The 19825-nt window shown below is 72.1% G+C and carries 15 protein-coding genes; 5 read left to right on the top strand and 10 right to left on the bottom strand.

All coding sequences use genetic code 11. From position 1 onward, the window contains the following. Nucleotides 1-71 precede the first annotated feature (71 nt). Nucleotides 72-512: a MarR family winged helix-turn-helix transcriptional regulator gene (locus ACFY1H_RS29300; RefSeq protein WP_386951543.1), complete on the bottom strand. Its 441-nt coding sequence runs from the start codon at nucleotides 510-512 to the stop codon at nucleotides 72-74. A gap of 74 nt (nucleotides 513-586) precedes the next feature. On the opposite strand from ACFY1H_RS29300, the gene ACFY1H_RS29295 reads away from it, so the two are divergent. Both ACFY1H_RS29295 and ACFY1H_RS29290 read left to right on the top strand, forming a co-directional pair. Then, the gene (locus ACFY1H_RS29295) at nucleotides 587-1459 is read left to right on the top strand and encodes an LLM class flavin-dependent oxidoreductase (RefSeq protein ID WP_386951540.1); all 873 of its coding nucleotides are present in this window, start codon (nucleotides 587-589) and stop codon (nucleotides 1457-1459) included. 71 nt (nucleotides 1460-1530) lie between these two features. Further along, nucleotides 1531-2847: a glycosyltransferase 87 family protein gene (locus ACFY1H_RS29290; protein ID WP_366583346.1), complete on the top strand. Its 1317-nt coding sequence runs from the start codon at nucleotides 1531-1533 to the stop codon at nucleotides 2845-2847. Here ACFY1H_RS29290 and ACFY1H_RS29285 read toward each other — a convergent pair. From ACFY1H_RS29285 to ACFY1H_RS29265, 5 genes are all read right to left on the bottom strand, one after another. Further along, nucleotides 2834-3043, bottom strand: a complete 210-nt coding sequence (locus tag ACFY1H_RS29285; RefSeq protein WP_003071237.1) for a helix-turn-helix domain-containing protein — start codon at nucleotides 3041-3043, stop codon at nucleotides 2834-2836. The two genes, ACFY1H_RS29290 and ACFY1H_RS29285, sit on opposite strands and share 14 nt — an antisense overlap. 179 nt (nucleotides 3044-3222) lie before the next feature. Continuing rightward, entirely contained in the window at nucleotides 3223-4851 is a 1629-nt protein-coding gene (locus ACFY1H_RS29280) for an ABC-F family ATP-binding cassette domain-containing protein (protein WP_364047767.1), read from the bottom strand. A 183-nt stretch (nucleotides 4852-5034) separates the two neighbouring features. After that, nucleotides 5035-5703 carry an acVLRF1 family peptidyl-tRNA hydrolase gene (locus ACFY1H_RS29275; RefSeq protein WP_386951535.1) on the bottom strand — a complete coding sequence of 223 codons (669 nt, stop codon included), beginning with the start codon at nucleotides 5701-5703 and terminating at the stop codon, nucleotides 5035-5037. Between the two features lie 71 nt (nucleotides 5704-5774). Beyond that, a complete protein-coding gene (locus ACFY1H_RS29270) occupies nucleotides 5775-8660 on the bottom strand; it encodes a S8 family serine peptidase (RefSeq protein ID WP_386952166.1) in 2886 nt (961 codons plus the stop codon). Between the two features lie 280 nt (nucleotides 8661-8940). Then, on the bottom strand, nucleotides 8941-10503 hold the full coding sequence (locus ACFY1H_RS29265; protein WP_386951532.1) for a deoxyguanosinetriphosphate triphosphohydrolase family protein: 1563 nt from the start codon (nucleotides 10501-10503) through the stop codon (nucleotides 8941-8943). Nucleotides 10504-10563: 60 nt separating this feature from the next. Here ACFY1H_RS29265 and ACFY1H_RS29260 point away from each other — a divergent pair, with 60 nt between their 5' ends. Together ACFY1H_RS29260 and ACFY1H_RS29255 are read left to right on the top strand one after the other, a co-directional pair. Further along, complete coding sequence (locus ACFY1H_RS29260) at nucleotides 10564-11715, top strand: lycopene cyclase family protein (RefSeq protein WP_386951529.1); 1152 nt, start codon at nucleotides 10564-10566, stop codon at nucleotides 11713-11715. Between the two features lie 374 nt (nucleotides 11716-12089). Then, nucleotides 12090-13769 (top strand): GGDEF domain-containing protein, encoded by a 1680-nt coding sequence (locus ACFY1H_RS29255; RefSeq protein WP_366583319.1) that lies wholly within the window; start codon nucleotides 12090-12092, stop codon nucleotides 13767-13769. 420 nt (nucleotides 13770-14189) lie between these two features. On the opposite strand, the gene ACFY1H_RS29250 is transcribed toward ACFY1H_RS29255, so the two are convergent. From ACFY1H_RS29250 to ACFY1H_RS29240, 3 genes are all read right to left on the bottom strand, one after another. Next, nucleotides 14190-14837 carry a response regulator gene (locus ACFY1H_RS29250; RefSeq protein WP_386952163.1) on the bottom strand — a complete coding sequence of 216 codons (648 nt, stop codon included), beginning with the start codon at nucleotides 14835-14837 and terminating at the stop codon, nucleotides 14190-14192. Then, nucleotides 14834-16048 carry a sensor histidine kinase gene (locus ACFY1H_RS29245; RefSeq protein ID WP_386951526.1) on the bottom strand — a complete coding sequence of 405 codons (1215 nt, stop codon included), beginning with the start codon at nucleotides 16046-16048 and terminating at the stop codon, nucleotides 14834-14836. The genes ACFY1H_RS29250 and ACFY1H_RS29245 overlap by 4 nt, the downstream gene beginning before the upstream one ends. A gap of 303 nt (nucleotides 16049-16351) precedes the next feature. Continuing rightward, the gene (locus tag ACFY1H_RS29240) at nucleotides 16352-16903 is read right to left on the bottom strand and encodes a snapalysin family zinc-dependent metalloprotease (RefSeq protein ID WP_386951523.1); all 552 of its coding nucleotides are present in this window, start codon (nucleotides 16901-16903) and stop codon (nucleotides 16352-16354) included. Nucleotides 16904-17114: 211 nt separating this feature from the next. Here ACFY1H_RS29240 and ACFY1H_RS29235 point away from each other — a divergent pair, with 211 nt between their 5' ends. Further along, the gene (locus ACFY1H_RS29235) at nucleotides 17115-19049 is read left to right on the top strand and encodes an ABC1 kinase family protein (protein ID WP_386951520.1); all 1935 of its coding nucleotides are present in this window, start codon (nucleotides 17115-17117) and stop codon (nucleotides 19047-19049) included. Here ACFY1H_RS29235 and lepB read toward each other — a convergent pair. Next, complete coding sequence (gene lepB, locus ACFY1H_RS29230) at nucleotides 18973-19758, bottom strand: signal peptidase I (protein ID WP_386951517.1); 786 nt, start codon at nucleotides 19756-19758, stop codon at nucleotides 18973-18975. The two genes, ACFY1H_RS29235 and lepB, sit on opposite strands and share 77 nt — an antisense overlap. Between the last annotated feature and the right edge of the window lie 67 nt (nucleotides 19759-19825).

Raw genomic sequence — 19825 nt, 5'->3', positions numbered from 1 at the left:
CTTTTTTCGTGAGATGCCCAGCACAACGTCGGTTCGTCCCGAGTTCTTCCCCGTGCCGTCACCCGTGGCGTTCACCGGTGGTGAACAACCGCCCACAGCACCTCCCGCAGCGCGTCGGCCTCGCGCCCGGCCAGCGGGCCCAGCAGCCGCCGTTCGGCCTCCTCCGACGCCTCGGTGGCCGCCTTCAGCACGCGCAGCCCCTCCTCCGTCGGCGTCACGATCCGGCGGCGGCGATCGGCCGGATCGACGTGGCGCCGCACGAGCGCCTTGTCCTCCAGTTCGTCGACGAGCTGCACCATGGTCGTCCGGTCCACGCCGAGCCGCGCGGCCGCCTCCTGCTGCGACTGCGGCTCACCGTCGGCCAGCAGCGCGAGCACGGCAACCTGCCGCCCGGTCACCCCGTGGGGCGCGAGCAGCGGCTCCTGCAGCTCGGCCAGCCGCAGCTGCGCGTGCTTGAGCAGATAACCGAGCCGGCGGGTCACGACGGCCGGCGTTTCGGGGGCACTCGACATGCAGTGCATCCTAGCCCTACGCTGATCATCAGTAGTGCTGACGATTTCTTCCCCTGACGATCAGGAGTCCTTGCATGGTGACCTTCGGGCTGAAACCCGCGCAGCAGTTCACAGACGTCGCGACGCTGCGCGAGATCTGGGCGATCGCCGACGACGCGCGGTTCGACGGCCTCTGGACCTTCGACCACTTCGCCCCCATGGGCCCGGTCCGCACCGGCGCCGTCTTCGAGGCCTGGACCCTGCTCGCCGCCATGGCCGAGGCCACGCGGCACGTGCGGATCGGCTGCCTGGTGTCGGGCAACACCAACCGGCACCCGGCCGTGCTGGCGAAGATGGCCGCGACTGTCGACCACCTCTCCGGCGGCCGGCTCGACGTGGGCCTCGGCGCGGGCGGCGACGAGCTCGCCGACACGATGCTCGGCCTGCCGACCCCACCGGCGCGCGAACGCGTCGAGCGGCTCGCCGAGGCCTGCGCCGTCCTCGATCTCCTGTGGACGCGCCCGGTCGCCGACTTCAGTGGCGCCCACTACTCGCTCACGGCCGCGACGAGCGACCCGAAACCGGTGCAGACGCCGAAGCCGCCGCTGTGGCTAGGGAGCAACGGCGAACGCCGTGGCCTGCGGGTCGTCGCCGAGCACGCCGACGTGTGGCTCAACGCGAGCCTGCCGGGCACCCCCGTCGAGGAGCTCACGCGGCTGTCGGGCGTGCTCGACCGGCATTGCGCGGCCCTCGGCCGTGACCCGGCGACGGTGCGCCGGGCCGTGCAGTTCCGGCTCTCGGCCCAGGACGACGACACGCTGCGCGAAGCCCGGACCTACCTCGACGCCGGGTTCACCGACCTCGTCCTCATGCTCCCCTCCGCCGGCGACGCCCTGGGCCGCGCGAAGCAGGCGGCCGCGCTGCTCCCGCGGTTGCGCGAACTGGGCCGAACGGGCGAGGACGGGTGATCCGGACGCCCTCGGTAGCCTGACGCGACGGGGACGGCCAGGTTCGTGAGGGGGAAGCGGTGCAGCTGCTGATGGCGCCGGCCCGGACCGGCGTGGACCGGGCGGTCCGCGTGCTGACGTGGGACCTGGTGTTCTACCTGGGCTGCTTCGCCTTCGCGTTGATCAGCGCGATCGTGTCCGAGTTCTACGGCTACCGCGTCTGGGGCAACTTCGCGACGGCCGCGTACGGCTTCGCCGCGGCCCACAGCGGGTGGCTGCTCGTGTCGGCGCGGCTCGGGCGCACGCCTCGCGGCCGGCTCGGCTCGCGGTGGTGTTCGATCGCGGTGATCGGGTTGTTGGCGATGATCATCCCGCTCGTGGTGCTCGTGATTCGCCGACTGACGGGAGTCGACTGGCTCGTCACGCCGGTCTCGTGGGCCGCGCAGCCCGAGGTGTGGGTGATCGAACGCAGCGCGAGCCTGCTGCTCCAGCACGGCACGCCGTACGTCGACGTGACCGCTCTCGGGCGCGCTCCCGAGGTGAACGACTACACGCCCTACGGACCCGTGATGACGGTGTTCGGTCTTCCGCGCGCGTTGTTCGGGGGAACACCGTTCACCAATGCGCTCACCGATGCCCGGTGGATGTTCGCGCTTTGTGCGTCTCTCTGTGTGATCGGCTCACTACGAATGCTGAAATGGCCGCGAATTCCGGTTCTTTCGGCACAATTGGCAATCGCGTGCCCACTCACCGCATTGACTTGGGCCGTTGCCGGTCCCGATCTCGCCATTGTGGGACTGCTCGTGCTCGCCTGCGCACTCGCTGCAACCGGCCGCGCGGGCTGGTCGGGATTCGTGCTGGCACTCGTGATCAGCGCGAAGCTCATCGTCGCGCCGGCCGCGGCCGTGCTCGCGGTCTTCGTGTTGTGCCGTACGCACAACGGAAATTCACGCGACCGCAGGGCACTCGCGTGGTTCGTGACCACTTTGGTCAGTGCGACCGTGGTGCTGCACCTGCCGGTGTACCTGGTCGACCCGGACGCGTTCGTGGAGCACGTGATCCGGTTCCCGCTCGGGATGGGCGTGGTGCGCTCCCCCGCGGCAAGCCCGCTTCCGGGCCACCTGATCGCGGAAACCGGATCGGCGGGCCGCGTGATCTCACTCGTCCTGGTGGCGGCCGCAGCAGTGGCGATGCTGGTGTGGCTGGTGCGCCGTCCCCCCGCGACGGGATCCGCCGCGCTCTTGCGGATCGCCGTCGGGCTCGGCGCGTTGGTCCTGCTCACCCCGGCAACCCGCTACGGCTACCTGGTTTATCCGTTGGTGCTGCTCGGAGGAGTGCTGACGTTCCGAGCGGCCGAACAGGGACTGCGCCCCCCGCGCAGTCGGCCTGGTACTGCTACTTCTTCTTGACCCGCGTGGCCCCGCCGCGCCCCCGCAGCTGGACCCCGGACTCAGAGAGAACACGGTGCACGAACCCGTAGGAACGCCCCGTGGACTCAGCGAGGGCCCGGATGCTCGAGCCCTTCTCGTATTTCTTCTTCAGGTCAGCGGCCAGCTTGTCGCGCGTGTTGCCGGTGATCCGCGCGCCTTTCTTGAGATCAGCCACGTCGATCGCCTTCCCGCCGAGTGGAGTTCTGGGCCATTTGACGGCCCCTGCCGGGGCAATGATCGAACACGAAGCCCAGGAATGCCAGACGACAGACGTAAAACGAGCGAAATTGCGATCACATTGGGCCATTCAAGTGCTTCACGGACCGTGGCAAGCACCCAAATGGCCGTATCTGATCACGCTAGCTGGACAAGTTCCAGATAATCCGCGGACCAATGATCCTCGGTCCCGTCGGGCAGGAGGATCACGCGCTCGGGCTCCAGCGCCTCGACCGCGCCCGGGTCGTGCGTCACCAGCACCACGGCGCCGGCGAAGCTGCGCAGCGCGTCCAGGACCTGCGCACGGCTGGCCGGATCGAGGTTGTTGGTCGGTTCGTCCAGCAACAGCACGTTCGCCGCACTGGAGACGAGCCCGGCCAGCGCCAGGCGGGTCTTCTCACCGCCGGAAAGCGTGCCGGCGGGCTGGTCGAGTTGTTCACCCGTGAACAGGAAGGAACCGAGCAGGTTCCGCAACTCCTGCGCTCCCGTGTCCGGCGCGAGGTGTCGGATGTTTTCCCACACGCTCGCATCGTGGTCGAGAGTTTCGTGTTCCTGTGCGTAATAGCCCAAACGCAATCCGTGACCCGGCTCGACGGAACCCGTATCCGGAGTTTCCATTCCGCCGAGGAGCCGGAGCAATGTCGTCTTTCCGGCACCGTTCAAACCGAGTACGACGACCTTCGAGCCGCGGTCGATCGCAAGATCGACTCCGGTGAAGATCTCGAGCGAGCCGTAGGACTTCGACAGCCCGTCGGCCGTGAGCGGCGTGCGGCCGCACGGGGCGGGCTCCGGGAACTTGATCCGCGCGACCTTGTCGGCCTGGCGCGTCTCGTCGAGCGAGGAGAGCATCTGCTCCGCGCGGCGCGCCATGTTCTTGGCCGCCACGGCCTTCGTCGCTTTGGCCCCGAGCTTCGCGGCCTGCTGCTGCAACGCCGACGCCTTCTTCTCGGCGTTCGCGCGCTCGCGGCGGCGGCGCTTCTCGTCGGTGGCGCGCGCGTCGAGGTAGCGCTGCCAGCTCATGTTGTAGAGGTCGATCTCGCCGCGCGTGGCGTCGAGGAACCAGACCTTGTTCACGACGTCGGCGAGCAGCTCCACGTCGTGGCTGATCACCACGAGGCCACCGTCGTGCTGCTTGAGGAAGCCGCGCAGCCACGAGATCGAGTCGGCGTCGAGGTGGTTGGTGGGCTCGTCGAGGAGCAGGATCGTCTCGGACTTGCCGCCCGCGCCGGCCTCCGCGGCGGCGAACAGGATGCGCGCGAGCTCGACCCGGCGGCGCTGGCCACCGGACAGCGTGTTCAGCGTCTGCTCGAGAATCCGGTCGGCGAGGCCGAGGTTGGAGCAGATGCGCGCGGCCTCGCTCTCGGCGGCGTACCCGCCCAGGGAGGCGAACCGCTCTTCGAGGCGGCTGTAGCGGTTGACCGCCTTGTCGCGTTCCTTCTCGTCGGCCAGCTCCGCCATGGCCGTCTGCGCCTTCTCCATGTTGCGGATCAGCGCGTCGAGGCCGCGCGCGGACAGCACGCGGTCCTTCGCCGTGACGGACAGGTCGCCCTCGCGCGGGTCCTGCGGCAGGTAGCCGAGCTCACCGCTGCGGCGGACTTCGCCCGCGTGCGGTTCGCCCTCGCCCGCGAGGACCTTCAGCGAGGTGGTCTTGCCGGCGCCGTTGCGGCCGACGAGGCCGATGCGGTCGCCGGGCTGGATGCGGAGCGTGGCGCCGTTGAGCAGGATGCGCGAGCCGGCACGCAGCTCGAGGCCAGTGGCCGTGATCAAGGGAACTCCCGGATTCGGGGGTGAACGTGGACAGCGACAGGCACCGGCATCGCCCGCCGTCCCCGCTCCCTGCGAAGATCGGTCACGAGCGCCCGGTGCGGCAGCTACTCCGTGAGGATTTCCCGTTCCACGGGACCCAGTGTACGGGGCGGCGTCGAACGGTTTTCCGCCGCGTGGCGGGTCTCACGCTCCGCTCAGGACCACTTCCACGGAGATCGCCCGTCCGGCCGCGTCGTCGAGCACGTCGCGCCGCGGCTCGGGGATGTCGAGCACGCGCGCCTCGGCGCGGGCGAACAGCGGGTGGAGCCGGTGGTCGGCGCGCAGTTCGCCGAGCGCGAGGCGGTCGCCGCCGAGCACGACGGCGTCCACTTCGGACAGTCGGGGCACGAGGACCTCGACCGCGTCCTGCGCGGCCGCGCGCAGCGCCACCCGGGCCTGCCCCGCGCGGCGGCGCGCGAAGCGCTGCTGCGACCAGCCGCCCGCGGCCGTGCGGCCCTGCACGAGGTGGCGGTCGGTGCGCGAGACGAGCACCGTCCCGCCGCGCGCGAGCCCGAGGGAGTGCCCGCCGAGGCGGACCAGCAGCAACGCGAGCAACCGCGGCACCAGCGCGTGGGCCACGAGCGGTTCGACGGCCAGCCCCTCGTGCCTGCCCGTGACGGCGAGCGGTCCGAAGGGGACGGTCGCGGTGGCGGTGACGCCGTTGCGCGCGAAGACGCGGACCTCGTGCTCGCCGAGCTCGGTCGTGCCGACGCCGTCGTTGCGTTCGGCGAAGCGCGTGAACCAGCCGGCGAGGCGCTCGGGCGCGACCTCGACCGCCGTCCCGCCGCCCGCGACCCGCCGCGCCCTGGCCATGCGGACAACGGTACGGGGCCGCCGCGAAAACGCGACGGCCCCGTCCGGGTGGATCGGTGTTGCTCGAGGGATCAGGCGATGGCCGGACCGGCGTGCACCACCGGGCGGACCAGCGCGGCCGCTCCGGCCGTGCTCCCGGTACTCCCCGTGCCCGCCGACGCGTAACCGTTGACGTGCAGCGAGACGCTGCGGATCGAGCCCGTGTCACCGCCGGCGACGTCGACCGCCTTGAACGTCCACGTGCCGTCGGCCGAGGTCCCGGCGAGCGGGGTCTGCGGGTCGATCGGCAGGTAGGTGCCCGTGAACGGCGCGAACTGCGACCCGACCGTGCTCAGCAGCGCCGAAGCGCTGTCGTCGAACACGACCTGGCACAGGTTGTTGCCGCCGCTGCCGGCCCGCTGGAACAGCGTGGCCGACGCGCCCGACGGCGAGGTCAGCGTGCCGACCAGGTCCGCGACGTAGGTGTGGTCCAGGCCGACCGTGGTCGAGCCCTCGTCGGCGGTGCAGCTTGACCCGTCGATCGAGACCGAGACCTTCGACGCGGCCCCGACCCCGCTCACCACCAGCGGAACGGAGGCGCCGAGCTGCGAGTTGTCCGGGATCGCGACCGGCGCGCCGGTGTAGGAGAACGTCTGCACCACCGGCGACGGCGTGCCCACCGGGAGCGCGAAGGTGCTGGTCGTCGGCGAGAACGAACCCGCGAACGTCACCTTGGCCGAAAGCACCACCGGCACGCCGAGGCCCTGGCTGGCCGGGACCGTGACGGTGAAGTCGTTGACGCCGGTCTGGCCCGGGCTGATCGTGCCGTAGGACTTGGCGCGCGGCGCGATCGTGACGCCGGGCGTCGTCGTGGTGAGCACGACGCTCGTGGACGACGCGACCCCGTCGCCGGTGTTGGTCACCGGCAGCGTCACCTTCGCGGTGTCACCGGGGTCGAGGGTGCTGCCGCCGTCTGGTCCGGTGACGGTCGGCGACTGGGCCTGCGCGTAGGGCTGCGGGCTGGCGCCGGTGTAGGCGAGCACCCGGTCGGCGAGGACGACGCCCGCGCCGGTGAGGTTGTCGCTGCCGGGCGCCTCGATGTCCACGGCCGTCGCGAGGAACGCGTCGCGAACGTCCGAACCGGACAGACCGGGGTTGCCGGAGAGCACGAGGCTCGCGATGGCGGCGGCGTGCGGCGCGGCGGCCGAGGTGCCGAAGAACGGGTCGAACCCGCTCACCGAGGTGCGGACGCCGTCGGCCGCGGTGATCTCCGGCTTGTCGCGGATCTCGCCACCGGTCGAGGAGACGTTGCCCGGCGTGATGGGCGTGCCGTCGGCCTCGTAGAACATCCGGCGCGGGCCGTCGGAGCTGAACCGCTCGGCCTTGCTGGCCGAGGAGAACGCGCCGGGGAACGGGCCGGTCGGGTTGGCCGGGTCACCGGGCTCGAGCGCCCGGCCGAACGCGGCGGCCGCGGGTGCCGCGGCGACGGAGAACGCGTTGCGCGCCGAGGAGTGCCCGACCGTGACGCCCGGGGTGCTGTAGGCCTTGAGGCCGTCGGCCGAGTCGCGGAAGCGGCTGCCGAACGCGGTCAGCGAGAGGTAGCGGCCCTCGCCCGAGAACTTGACCACCGCGAGCCGCAGGCCCGTGCCGCCGAAGAGCGGGGTGGCGAGCTGCTCGTACGGATCCTGGGTGCCGTCCTGCACGTCCTGGCTGAACGAGACGACGTTGCCCGCCGCGTCGAGGAGGTAGAGGTCGTAGTCGTCGCCCGCGGCGCCGAGCGGGTCGGACCAGTGCAGCGTCACGGGGATGTTGCCCGACGACGCGTCGGAGATCGGCTCGAAGATCTGGTTGCCCGCCGCGCCCGCGAAGTTGTGCGCGGTGCCGGCGAACTTGCCGACCGACTTGCCCGAGTCGACGAAGTCGCCTTCCCAGTGGGCGGCGGTGCCGTCGGCGACGTTGCCCTCGTTGCCCGCGGAGGAGAAGTAGAGCGCGCCGTCGGCGGTCACGTCGTTCACGGCCTGGGCGATGATCCAGTCCTGGAACGGGGATTCCTTGAAGTAGATGACGTCGTCGACGATCACGTCGCAGTGCGACTCGAAGCGCAGCTTGCGGATGTTGTCGGCGAAGCTCGCGTCGGAGGCGAACGCGGAGGCGAAACCGAGGGCGGCGTTGGGCGCGAGGTCGTGGATGATCTCCAGCATCGCGGTGCCCTCGTCGCCGTCGCCGGCCTGGCCGGGGACGACGTCGACGGCCGGCAGCTCGCCCTTGGCCTGCGAGACCGCGAGCGAGTCGACGCCGTCGGACAGCGCGCACGCCTTCACGCCGGTGCCGGTGACGCCGTACTGCTGGCGGGCGAGGTCGGCGTTGTGCGCGCGGTCGCCCTCGCTGGTGATCGTGGCCGCGGCGGCCCGCTTGTTCTTCGCCGCCAGCGCCTGGTTCAGCGCGGCGTCGAGGCGGGCGGCCTTCTGCTGCTTGGTCTCGACGGGCGCCGTCTTCCCTTGCCCCGCCTTGGTTTCCAGCTCGCGGGCGGTGATCGCCTGGTCGGCGGTCTCGACCCGCTTCACGTCGGCGCGCGCCGCGATCGCCGGCAGCGCGGCCAGCGGCACCTCGGCGCGGATGCTCGCGGCCTTGTCCGACACCGTGCGCACGGCGGCGCCGGCCTTGCGCAGGTCGTTCACCAGCGCGTCGGACACCTTCGTGACCCGGATGTCCACGACCGCGGTGCTCGCCGTACCCGCCCCCAGCGCGGGTACGGCCGAGGCACTCAGCTTCCGGGAACGCAGCTTCTGCGTGACGAGCAGACGACTGTCCAGTTTGGACTCCGCCTTGGTCTGGCCGGTCTTGATCGACTGCAATGCCGCGATCTGCCGGGCGGAGTTGTCGGAGAAGGAGTCCGGTGTGGACACTGTGGCGGCGCCCGCGACCGGCGGGGCGACGATGCCCAGCGCGGCGATCAGCGCCGCGGCCCCCGCGGTCAGGACGGTCGCTCGGGATCTGGCTCTCGGTCTGAATCCGGCTCTTGTGGAACGGCTTCGACGCACGTGCGCCTCCGAATCTCGCACCGCGTGCCCCGACTCACGCTGGCCAACGCCGGTGATCACCGGCTGGATCCAGCTAAGTACCCGGGGTAAAAGGGAAAAAGGAGCCGTTAGGGTGATGTATGGCTGTAATTTTCCCATACCCGCCGGAGGTCGTAGGCCATTCAGCGGCAGTTCCGGCGCGAAGTTCCGGCTGAGCGCGTGCCGACTGGGAGCGATCTCAGAGCACGAACGAATCCGACCACGGCTGCGCGGCGCGCCCTGACAGCGCGTCGAGCAGCGTCACGGCCTGCTTGTCGGTGAGCGAAGCCACGAAGTCGACCACGGCGCGGCCGCGCGCGAGGCTGCGCACGGCGTCGGCGCCCTCCACGCGTTCGCCGGTCGCGCCCACGAGCACCTCCGGCATGGTCCGGACCAGACCCGAGTACTCGTCGTGGGCGAGCTCCACGAGGTCGTACAAGCGCCGGGGCAGGCGGCTCTCCTCGTCGCGGTCGAGCAGCCACGCGTCGAGCGCGTCGACGAGCGTGGTCACGAGGCTGGCCTGCCCGCGCTGGTGCAGCGCGAGGTCGGGGCGCAGCAGCACGAACCGGCGGTGCACGAACTTCAGCACCTGCACCTCGTGCCACTGCGCGGTGCGCAGCGAGACGTGCCCGGAGCGAGCGGAGGGCGAGGACAGCACGAAGACGCCGTCGACGAGCCGGGAGGTCCAATTGGCCGAGAACGCGGCCGTGGCCTGCTCGGCCTCGATCGAGCCGTCGAACCCGTTCTCGAGCAGCCCGTCGACGAGCTCCCGCTGCACGCGCCGGACGGCTGCGGCGAACGCGTCGTCGTCGGCGATCCAGCTGTCCTTGAGGTGCATGCGCCGGCGCAGCTGTTCGAGCGAACGGCCCGGGCGGCGCAGCTGCGCGGCGACCTGCTCGTCGTCGAGCGCGGCCAGGTCCAGCGCGCGGTCGAGCCACTCCCCCAGCTCCGCGGCGACCGGCGCGTGCTGCAGCACACCGATGCGGTGGAAGTCCTGCAGGTCGTGGATCGCGTAGGCGATGTCGTCGGCGGTGTCCATCACGGCCGCCTCCACCGTCTGCTGCCACGGCTCGATGCGCCCGGTGAACGGGCCGCGCGCCTGCGCGAAGTCGTCGAGTTCGGTGGCGTAGGCGGAAAACTTGCTCGCGCCGGTGCCCGGTGAGCTCTCGGGCTCGGCCGCGCCGCGCGGCTGCGTGCGCATCGCCGTCGGGTGCGGCTCGGGGTAGTGCAGCCGCGCCCACGGGTACTTCAGCACCGCGGCGCGCACGGCCGCGGTGAGGTCGAGACCGATCGCGGACGGGCCGCGCACGTCGGTGGTGGTGAGGATGCGGAACGTCTGCGCGTTGCCTTCGAAGCCGTCGGCGAGGCCGAAGCGGTGGCGGGCGATGCGGTCGAGCGTCTGCTCGCCGAGGTGGCCGAACGGCGGGTGCCCGAGGTCGTGGGCGAGCGCGGCGGCCTCGCAGACGTCGGGGTCGCAGCCGCCGAGCTTCGCGGCCAGCTCGGCCGACTCGCTGGCGCCGGTGATCCGCTCCGCGATCGCGCGGGCGACCTGCGCGACCTTGAGGCTGTGGGTGAGCCGGTTGTGCAACAGCCCGGCGCCGCCGGCGCTGACCACCTGCGTGACCCCGCCCAGGCGCGCGAAGAACGGCGAGGCGGCGATGCGGTCGCGGTCGATGCGGAACGGGCTGGTGGCAAGATCCGTGAACCCGCCCACGGAGCTCGACGGGTCCCTTCGCGCGGCCCTCGGGTCGGTCTCGGACATGCGCTCCACCGTATCTGTCCGGCACCCGGCGGACCCGCCGGATACGGCAGGATCGGACGGGTGAGCGACGTGCTGATCGCGGGCGGCGGACCCGCCGGGTGGGCGCTGGCGCACGCCTGCGCCCGGCGCGGGCTCGCGACCACGCTCGTCGACGCCGCGCCGCAGGCGCCGTGGCGCAGCACCTACGGCGCGTGGGCCGACGAGCTGCCCGGGCTGCCGGGTGAGGCGATCGCGTCGGCACCCGGCGCGACGGTTGCGTTCGGCACGCGCGAGCACCGGCTCGACCGCGGCTACCTCGTGTTCGACAACGCCGGCCTGCGCTCGTGGCTCGCGGCGGCGCCGGTGACGGTGGTGACCGGACGGGTCGCGCGCGCCGAGCACGGGCGCCACGGCTCGACGGTGGTGCTGGCCGACGACCGCCGGCTCGCCACCGCGGTGGTCGTGGACGCGTCGGGGCGCAACCGGGCGCTGTCCGGCGGGCCGCCGGGTGGGCCGCGCGCCGAGCAGACGGCGTACGGCCTCGTGCTGCCGGCCGCCGACGCCGAGCGGCTCGTGCCCGGCGCGTCGGACACGGCCGTGTTCATGGACTGGCGCGACGGCACGCCGAGCTTCCGCTACCTGCTCCCGCTCGGCGACGGCACGGTGCTCGTGGAGGAGACGTCGCTCGCGCACCGGCCGGGCGTGCCCGTCGACGAGCTCGCCGCGCGGCTGCGGACCCGGCTCGCGGGCGCGGGGCTGCGGCCGCACGGCCGGGAGGAAGGGGTGCGAATCGTGCTCGACGTGCCGCTGCCGGGCCGCGGGGCAGTGGTCCCGTTCGGGGTCGCCGCCGGGCTCGTGCACCCCGCCACCGGGTACAGCGTCGCGACGGCGCTGCGGCTGGCCCCGCGCGTGGCCGCGGCGCTGGCGGGTGCGTTCGAGGCCGGGCCGGCGGCGGCGGTGCGCGCGGCCCGCCGGACACTGTGGACAGCCGAGGCGCGGGCCGTGCATTCCCTGCGGCAGTACGGATTGCGTGCTTTGCGCCGGATGTCGCCTGCCGAGCTCGCCGAGTTCTTCGATCTCTTCTTCGCGCTGCCGGCTCCGGTGCAGCAGGCCTACACGTCGGGCCGGGAGGACCTGCCGGGCACGGCGGCGGCGATGGCCCGGCTGTTCCGCGCGGCGCCGCCGACGCTGCGCGCGCGGCTCGCGGGCCGCCGGCCGAATACGATTCGGTAACGGCGTCGAAATCGGCAGCCGAATGCGCGGGCGGGCTGCCGGGAGCGGTACCACGTGCGGAACCGGCGGACCGAACGGAGGCCGCTCCGCGAATTCCGTATCCGAAACTTCTTCGGGTCAAACGATCAAGCTCCAGGTGGACGGACGCGCTGGTCACTGCCGCGAACCGACCCACCACGGACGGTGTGCGAGTTCGTGTACGGGCATGGTGAAGACGGGAATTTTCACACTTCCGAACGGCCCACGGAAATCCATCCCGAACGGGTGATCGCTACCGATTTCGTTACTCCGATTCAGGTAACTCAGGTTCCGGCGCGGTGAACATCTGTTGACAACGGTTTCGTTTCCGCGCGAGAGGATGCGACGATCTCCGGGTGACGACGCCCCGTGCGGTCCGGTTCGCCTTCCAGCCGATGTACAGCCTGCACACCGGCGGCGTTGTCGCGTACGAAGCGCTCGCCCGCCCCGGCAAGGGGACGGCCCACGAGCTGCTCGCCGAAGCCCGCCGTGCCGGCCGCCTGGCCGAGGTCGACCTGGGCCTGGCCGCGGCCGCGGTGCGCCAGGAGGCCGAGCGCCCGAGCGCGCTGCCGCTGCACCTGAACATCTCCGCCCGCACGCTCGCGTCGGGCCCGGCCGCGTTCGACGAGCTGATCGCCGAGCTCGGCGCCGCCGGCCGCCGCACGCGTGACGTCGTCCTGGAGATCGGCCCGCCGTTCACGCACCTGCCCGGAGACCGGCTGCTGGGCGGTATGCGAGCTTTGTCGGAGCTGGGCTTCCGGCTGGCGCTCGACGGCCTCGGCCGCGGCGACCTCCCGCTGGCCCTGCTGGCGCAGGCGCCGGTGGACCTGGTGAAGCTCGACCGCAGCGTGCTGCGTGGCCTGCCGGACGAGCCGGCGGCCGTCGCGGTGGTCGAGTCGCTGCTGCACTTCACGACGCGGACCGGCATCCGGCTCGTCGCGACCGGCATCGAGACCGGCCCGCAGCTGGACGCGGCGCAGAGCCTCGGCGTGCGCATCGCGCAGGGCAACCTGCTGGCGCCGCCGGCCGCGCACCGCAGCGCGCCGTCGGCCGGCGCCGTGGTGCCCGACGACCGCCGCTCGCCCGCGCCGCCCACCGCGCCCCGCGTGGGCGACTTCCTGCGTCCCGCCACCACGCTGCCGTCCGACGCGACCTGCGACGACGTGCGCGAGGTCCTGGCGGCGGCCGACGCCCCGACCGGCGTGATCGGCGTCGACGAGCACAACCGTCCGCGGTGGTCGGTGGACCGCACGCGGTTCCTGGTCGCCGTGACCGGTCCATACGGTCACGCCCTGCACGCCAAGCGCCCGGCCGAGCGGCTGGCCGACAAGCCGCACACCATCGACGCCACGGCGAGCGCGCTGGAGTTCCTCGAGCTGGTCACCGACGCCGACTGGGGCCGCACTGGCGACGACGTGGTCGTGGTCGACAACGCGGGCCGGACCCTCGGCGTGGTGCTGGTGACCGAGGTGGTCCGCGGCGTGGCCGAGGCGAAGGTCGAGGAGGCCGTGACACTGAGCCCGCTCACGCGGCTGCCGGGCAGCGAGGCCGTGGCCCGCGACGTCGAACGCCGCATCTCCACGGGCGAGCAGTTCGTGGCGGCGTGGCTCGACGTCGACTCCTTCAAGTCCGTGAACGACAACGCCGGCTTCGCCGCGGGCGACGACCTCATCCGCGCCCTCGGCGAAACCCTCACGGGACTCTCGCGGCGCCTCCCGCGCATGCGCGTCAGCCACGTCGGCGGCGACGACTTCCTCATCGTCTGCGACGTCGACGAGATCGGCACGGTCGCCGCCGCCCTCCTCGACACGCACTGGTCCGCCGAGGGCATGCCGGTCACCGTGTCCCTCGCCACCCTCGTCTGCGGCAGCGGCTCCATCGCCTCCTACCGCGACGCCTCCCGCCTGCTCGCCCCGCTCAAGAAGCGCGCCAAAGCGGTGCCCGGCTCGAGCTGGGTCCTGAGCCGACCGGGCTCCGACCGCGTCGAAGTCCTCCGCGGCATCGGCCGCGACGTGGCGGTCAGCCGCTCAGCTTGAGCCGACCTGGCCGGGGCGGGTTGGAGAGCGGCCGGTTGGTCAGGGTTTCTGTGCGACGAAGCGTGCCTCGTGAGTCCGGATCGCCCGGTTCCGGCCGCGACAGGCAGGGCCGAGCCGAACTGCCGCTGCCTGGCGTCGCCGGTTGCTCGCTCGTTGCACCGGCTCCCGCTCCGCGCGGCCTCCGACCGCGGCGAGGTCCGGCTCCCCGCGCACGTCAGGCAAATGGTCGTAGGCGCGCGGGCTAGGTCAGCGCTTCGGCGTCGCAGACCCCTGACCCCCGCGGGGCCGAGCCGAAGTGCCACGGCTTGGCATCTCGGGGTCGCTCGCTTGCGGCATCAGGCCGACACCACATCCCGAGCCGCGCAATGAGGTCCGGCTTCGCCGCGCACGTCAGGCCGTCCGTCGTAGGCGCGCGGCCGGTCAGGGTTTCGGTGTGACGAAGCCCGACTCGTAAGCCCGGATGACCGCCTGGGTGCGGTCGCGTGCGCCGAGTTTGGCGAGGATGTTGCCGACGTGGGTTTTGACCGTTTGGAGGCCCAGGTAGAGGTTCGTGGCGATTTCGGTGTTGGACAGGCCGGCGGCCATGAGGCGCAGGACTTCGCGTTCGCGGTCGGTGAGGGCGGCGGAGGTGAGGCCGTCGCGGGCCGGGCCGCGGGAGTGGGCGGCGGCGAGGCGGCGGATGGCGGCCGGGAACAGCAGGGACTCACCCGTGGCCACCGTGCGGATGCCCGCGACGATCTCCTCCGGGCGGGCGCGCTTGAGCAGGAAGCCGCTGGCGCCGGCGAGCAGGGCGTCGTACACGTAGTCGTCGTTTTCGAAGGTGGTCACGACGATGACCTTCGGCGGCGCGTCCACAGTGGACATCAGGTGCCGCGTCGCGCGGATCCCGTCGACGGCGGGCATGCGCACGTCCATCAGCACCACGTCGGGACGCAGGCGCGCGACCAGCCCGGGGACCTCGGCGCCGTCGGCGGCCTCGCCGACCACGGTGAGGTCCGGCTCCGCGTCGACGATCGCGCGCAGGCCGGCGCGGATGAGCGGTTCGTCGTCGACCAGCAGCACGTTCATCGGTTCGCCCACGGCACCGTCACCACGACCTCCCACCGGTCCCCCGCCGGTCCGGCGGCCAGCTTGCCACCCAGCAGCTCCGCCCGCTCGGCCATGCCCCGCAGGCCGCGCCCACCGCGGGCCCGCGACGGCCGCGCGGCGCCCAGCGGGTTCGCCACCGTCGCGCACAGCTGCCCGGCCGACACGGCCACGTCGACGCTCACCGGCACCTGGCCCGCGTAGCGCACCGCGTTGGTCAGGCACTCCTGCAGGATCCGGTACACCTCGCGCGACACCACCGCGGGCACCGCGGCCAGCGAACCCCGCACGTCGGCGTGCACTTCCGCGCCCGCCAGCCGCGTCGCCTCGACGAGCGCCGGCAGCTCCGCCAGGCCCGGCTGCGGGTTGCGCGACGAAGCCCCGTCGCGCAACAACCCGAGTACGTGGTCGAGGTCGTCCAGAGCCGTACGCGCCGATTCCTCGATGGCCGTGAGCGCCTGCTCGGTGAACCCCGGGTCGGTCCGCAGCGTGCGGCGCGCGGCTCCCGCCTGCACCGTCACCACGGACAACGCGTGCCCCACCGAGTCGTGCAGCTCGCGCGCCAGCCGGGTGCGCTCGGCCAGCTGCTCGGTCCGCCGCTCGAGCTGCGCGATGCGCTCGGCCGCCGACATCCCCAGCAGCGCCCCCGCCGCCCGCCGCAGCAGCGCGCCGACGCCCCACACCGCGTAGACCAGCACCAGGAACGCGGCCGCGAACGCCACCGGCAGCCACGCCGACCCCCACCCCCGGTGCACCGCGACGACCTCGGTGCCGTTGTCCACCAGCTTCCCCGTGAACACCGCGCTCACCGAAAACCCGAACCCCACCGGCACGGCGAGCGTCACGGTGCTCACCACCGCCCCGACCCCCACGTGCAGCACGAACATCACGCTGTACCGCGCCCGCGCCCGCACGGTGGCCGGCCGCCCCGCCGCCGCCTCGCCGAGCAGCTCCCGCACCGCGGCCGCCTCCAGCACCCGCACCGCCGGCAGGAACGACGTCGCCCCCAGCACCACCACCGTCACCACGACCCCGAGCACCGACGCCCACCCGATCGACGTCACGAACGGCGCCAACGCAGGCACCGCCACCGCCGCCAACAACAGGTACGGCACGCTGATCGCCCCGCCCAGGATCAGGTAGACCCATCGGCGATAGGTCACCCCGCTCACCACCGGCCGGAGAACTCCCACCCCCGAATCCTCCCAGCCGCCCCGCCTCCCCGCCTCCCTCCACAGCGGGAACCACGCTCACGAACCGCCGGCCGACGCCGCCCCAACACCGCAGCCAACACCACGACAAAACCGCAGCCGAACTACACACCGCGCGGGAACGCCCAGCCCCTCCCCCGCCCCGATCCGAAGCCAAAACACGATTCAGGGCCATTTGTCAAGGTACTCTTTCCAGCCTTGACAAATGGCCCTGAATCGTAGTCACAATCAGAAATCGGGGCGCCTTCCCGCACCACCATTCCGATCAGGAAAGCCCGGAAATCCTCAGTAAACCCCAGCCGTAACCCGAGTCCCCACGCCCTTCACACCCCCGAACCCGTTTCGCCACAACTGCTGCACCTTCGCCGCCTCCTGCGCACTCGGCTTGGCATTGGTACACGACGTCCCCGGACCGTGCCCCGACATCAACTCCGAACAAGGCCCGTCGTAATCATCCGGCAACCCGAGATTGTGGCCCAACTCGTGCGCCGCAATCCTCGTCGGATCAAACCCTTCGGCCACCTGAGACGTATCCAGATAAACGTTCCCGTTCCCGTGCCCGTCAGTCTGCGTGTACGACCCGCCACTGTGGATCTCGTGGAACACCACCGTCGCTCCGGACGAGCGCTTCACCAGCTTCACATCGGTCACCGCGGCGTTCCAGTTCGCCGCGCCCTGGTCGATCTGGGCCACGTAATCCGGTGCCCCGCTCGACGTGTAGTAGACCGTGGTCGCCGCGGCGGCCTCCGCGCCCGGCCCCGCGACCAGCCCGACACCCAGCGGCGCCGCCACCGCCACCGCGATCGCCGCGATGCGCCCGAACCCGCGTGCCCTCATTCGCGTCTCCTTCACCGAATTGTCCGCTCCGGCCACCGGAAACCCGGCAACCGCGGTTCGATCCACGACGTTAGGAGTTCACCAATCGCCGCGGCCACGTCCGAAAGTAGGTGACCCGGTACCGTCCGTCAGCACGGTCCCCCGCGAGAGGGAATCCAGTCCCGCCGCGGCTGGAACCGCAAGGCCGCGAACCCTGGTGTGCTCGACGACCATGGAAACCCTGCTGGTCGGCTTGTTCGCCTACGTCCTCGTGCTGTGGCCGCTCGTCGCCGCGTCGCGGCGGGTGCTCGGCGTTCGGATCGGGTACGTCCGGGCGCTGTGCGCGGCGGTGTTCGGCTGGGTCGTCGGCGGCCTGGTGGTCCGGACCTTCCCGCTGACGGTCCTCACCAGCGCCGGCGCGGCGGTCGGGCTGCTCATCCCGCTGGCCGGGTGCGCGCTGGCCGCGACGCTGCTGTTCCTGTTCGTCGCGGAGCTGGCCGCGCCGTCGGGTGCCACGCCCGGGTTGTTCGGGCAGCTGCGTTCGGTGCACGCCCGCGTCGCGCGGGCCCGGCGCTACTCGCGGATCGTGCGCATCGCGATCAGCCACGGCCTCGGCGGATATCTCACCGGACGTCGCGAACCCGGCCTCGGGCCCGGCCGCCACGCCAAGCTCGCGCGGTCGCTGCGCCGTGCCCTGGAGGAGGGCGGCGTGACGTTCGTGAAGCTCGGCCAGCTGCTCTCCACCCGCGCCGACCTGCTGCCGCCCGCCTTCGTCGACGAGCTCGGCCGGCTGCAGGACCGCGTGGGGCCGGCACCCGCCGAAGCCGTGTTCGCCCTGCTGCGAGAGGAACTCGGCGCCGACCCGGACGATGTCTTCGCCGAGTTCGACCCGGAACCGCTCGCGGCGGCGTCGATCGCCCAGGTCTACGGGGCGCGGCTGCGGTCCGGTGCCGAAGTCGTGGTCAAGGTCCAGCGGCCGGGCGTTCGCGCGCAGGCCGAACGCGACGTCGACATCGTCCGCCGCCTCGCCGCGCTCCTCGACGAACGGGCGGCCTGGGCCCGGGCGCTCGGCGTCGTCGACCTCGCGGACGGATTCGCCGACGCGCTGGCCGAGGAGCTGGATTTCCGCGTGGAGGCGGCCAACATCGAAGCCGTGGCGGCCCAGGCCGTGGCCGGGGTGACGCTGCCGACCGTCCACAAAGCACTGTCCACGGAGCGCGTGCTCGTGATGGGCCGCCTCGACGGCAAACCCCTCTCCACCGCGGCGCCGGGCGACCGCGAGGAGCTCGCGCGGGCGTTCCTGCGCTGCCTGCTCGACCAGGTGCTCGTCGGCGGCGTCTTCCACGCCGACCCGCACTCCGGCAACGTCCTCCTGCTCGACGACGGCACCCTCGGCCTGCTCGACTTCGGTTCCGTCGGCCGGCTCGACGCGAGCCTGCGCGCCGGCCTGCAGAACCTGCTGCTCGCCCTCGACCGCGGCGACCCGGCCGCGTTGCGCGACGGACTGCTGGAGATCGTCGACCGGTCCGACGAGATCGACGAGCAACGCCTGGAACGCGCGCTCGGCACGTTGCTCGTGCGCCACTTCGGCCCGGGCCGGGCGCCGGGGCTGGACCTGTTCACCGACCTGTTCCGCGTGGTCGCCGACTTCCGCCTCGCCGTGCCGCCGCCCATCGCCGCGGTCTTCCGCGCGCTCGCGACGGCCGAAGGCACCCTGGCCACGCTCGCACCCGGCTTCGACGTGGTCGCCGAATCGCGGTCGTTCGCCGGCGAGCAGCTCGGCGCGCGCCTGCGGCCCGAGACCGTGCGCGACGAGGTGCTGGCCCTGCTGCCGGTGCTGCGCCGGCTCCCCCGCCGCGTCGACCGGATCGGCGCCGCCCTCGAAGAAGGCCGGCTTTCGGTCAACGTGCGGCTGTTCTCCGACAAACGCGACCGCGACCTCGTGACGGGCCTCGTGCACGAGGTGCTGCTGGCGTTCGTGGGCATCACGACGGGCCTGATGGCCGTGCTGCTGCTCGGCAGCACGAGCGGCCCGCGGCTGCTGCCGGACCTGACGCTCAACCAGGTCTTCGGCTACAACCTGCTCGTGATCAGTGCATTGGTGGGCCTGCGGCTGCTCTTCGTCGTCTTCCGCCGGAGCGCACGACGGTCACGATCAAGCCGATGAACCCGAGCACGAACAGCGCGGCACCACCGAGGATCAGCTGCCGGGCCCCGCGGAGGCCGGTGTCCGCAGTGGACGCTCCGGGCAGGCCGGCGTCAGTGAAGGCTGTGGTCGGTGCAAGGGGCACGGAGGAGAAGATCGTGCCCCTCGCGACGATCACTCCGTCGACTTTGGACAGCGGGATCGCGCCGGCGCCGGGCGCGTCGACGAATCTGCGGGAATCGATGGTGATGTCGCGCTTGTCGCCCGCGACGAAGATCGCGCCCGGCGGAACCTGCGCCGTGAACTCGTAGGCGCCGGCCGAGAGCGGCACCACCGGATCGAGGTAGGGCTCGGTGACGGACTTGCCGTTCACCTGCAGCCGGTTGTCGGGCCCGCAGCAGACCACCCGGTCGCCGCCGACGGCGATCACGCGATCGAGGAGGTGGTAGCCGGGCGGTGAGTCGGGGAACGCGTCGATCTGGAACAAGACCAGGTCGCCCCGGTGGATCTCGTGGCTCCCGGCCCAGTGGAGAACCATGGGCTCGTCGTATCCGACCGTGGCCTCCATGGAACGTTCGCCCATGCGCACGGTGGTGTAGCCGAACAGCTTCACCACCCCGGTCCCCGCGAGCACGGGGCCGGCCACGACGAACACGACGAAAAGCGCCAGAAACGGCGAAAACCGGCGCGTACGAGGCGGCGCGGCCGGGGGCGCCGGAAAGTCGGTCACGCCCCTCTATCGGGCCGGCCCTGCCGGCGTTACCGGCCGCTCGACCAGGTCTTCCGGCTGCAACCTG

Source organism: Amycolatopsis sp. NPDC001319, assembly GCF_042896185.1.
GTDB lineage: Bacteria > Actinomycetota > Actinomycetes > Mycobacteriales > Pseudonocardiaceae > Amycolatopsis.
Note: the sequence above shows the minus strand (reverse complement) of the source record. Positions and strands in the feature narration are given on the sequence as shown.

Excerpts from the sequence above, each read along its gene's own strand:
- ACFY1H_RS29235 (WP_386951520.1), top strand. The coding sequence starts at position 17,115 with ATGGAAACCCTGCTGGTCGGCTTGTTCGCCTACGTCCTCGTGCTGTGG.
- ACFY1H_RS29240 (WP_386951523.1), bottom strand. The coding sequence starts at position 16,903 with ATGAGGGCACGCGGGTTCGGGCGCATCGCGGCGATCGCGGTGGCGGTG.
- ACFY1H_RS29300 (WP_386951543.1), bottom strand. The coding sequence starts at position 512 with ATGTCGAGTGCCCCCGAAACGCCGGCCGTCGTGACCCGCCGGCTCGGT.
- ACFY1H_RS29290 (WP_366583346.1), top strand. The coding sequence starts at position 1,531 with ATGGCGCCGGCCCGGACCGGCGTGGACCGGGCGGTCCGCGTGCTGACG.
- ACFY1H_RS29250 (WP_386952163.1), bottom strand. The coding sequence starts at position 14,837 with ATGAACGTGCTGCTGGTCGACGACGAACCGCTCATCCGCGCCGGCCTG.
- ACFY1H_RS29265 (WP_386951532.1), bottom strand. The coding sequence starts at position 10,503 with ATGTCCGAGACCGACCCGAGGGCCGCGCGAAGGGACCCGTCGAGCTCC.
- ACFY1H_RS29295 (WP_386951540.1), top strand. The coding sequence starts at position 587 with ATGGTGACCTTCGGGCTGAAACCCGCGCAGCAGTTCACAGACGTCGCG.
- ACFY1H_RS29275 (WP_386951535.1), bottom strand. The coding sequence starts at position 5,703 with ATGGCCAGGGCGCGGCGGGTCGCGGGCGGCGGGACGGCGGTCGAGGTC.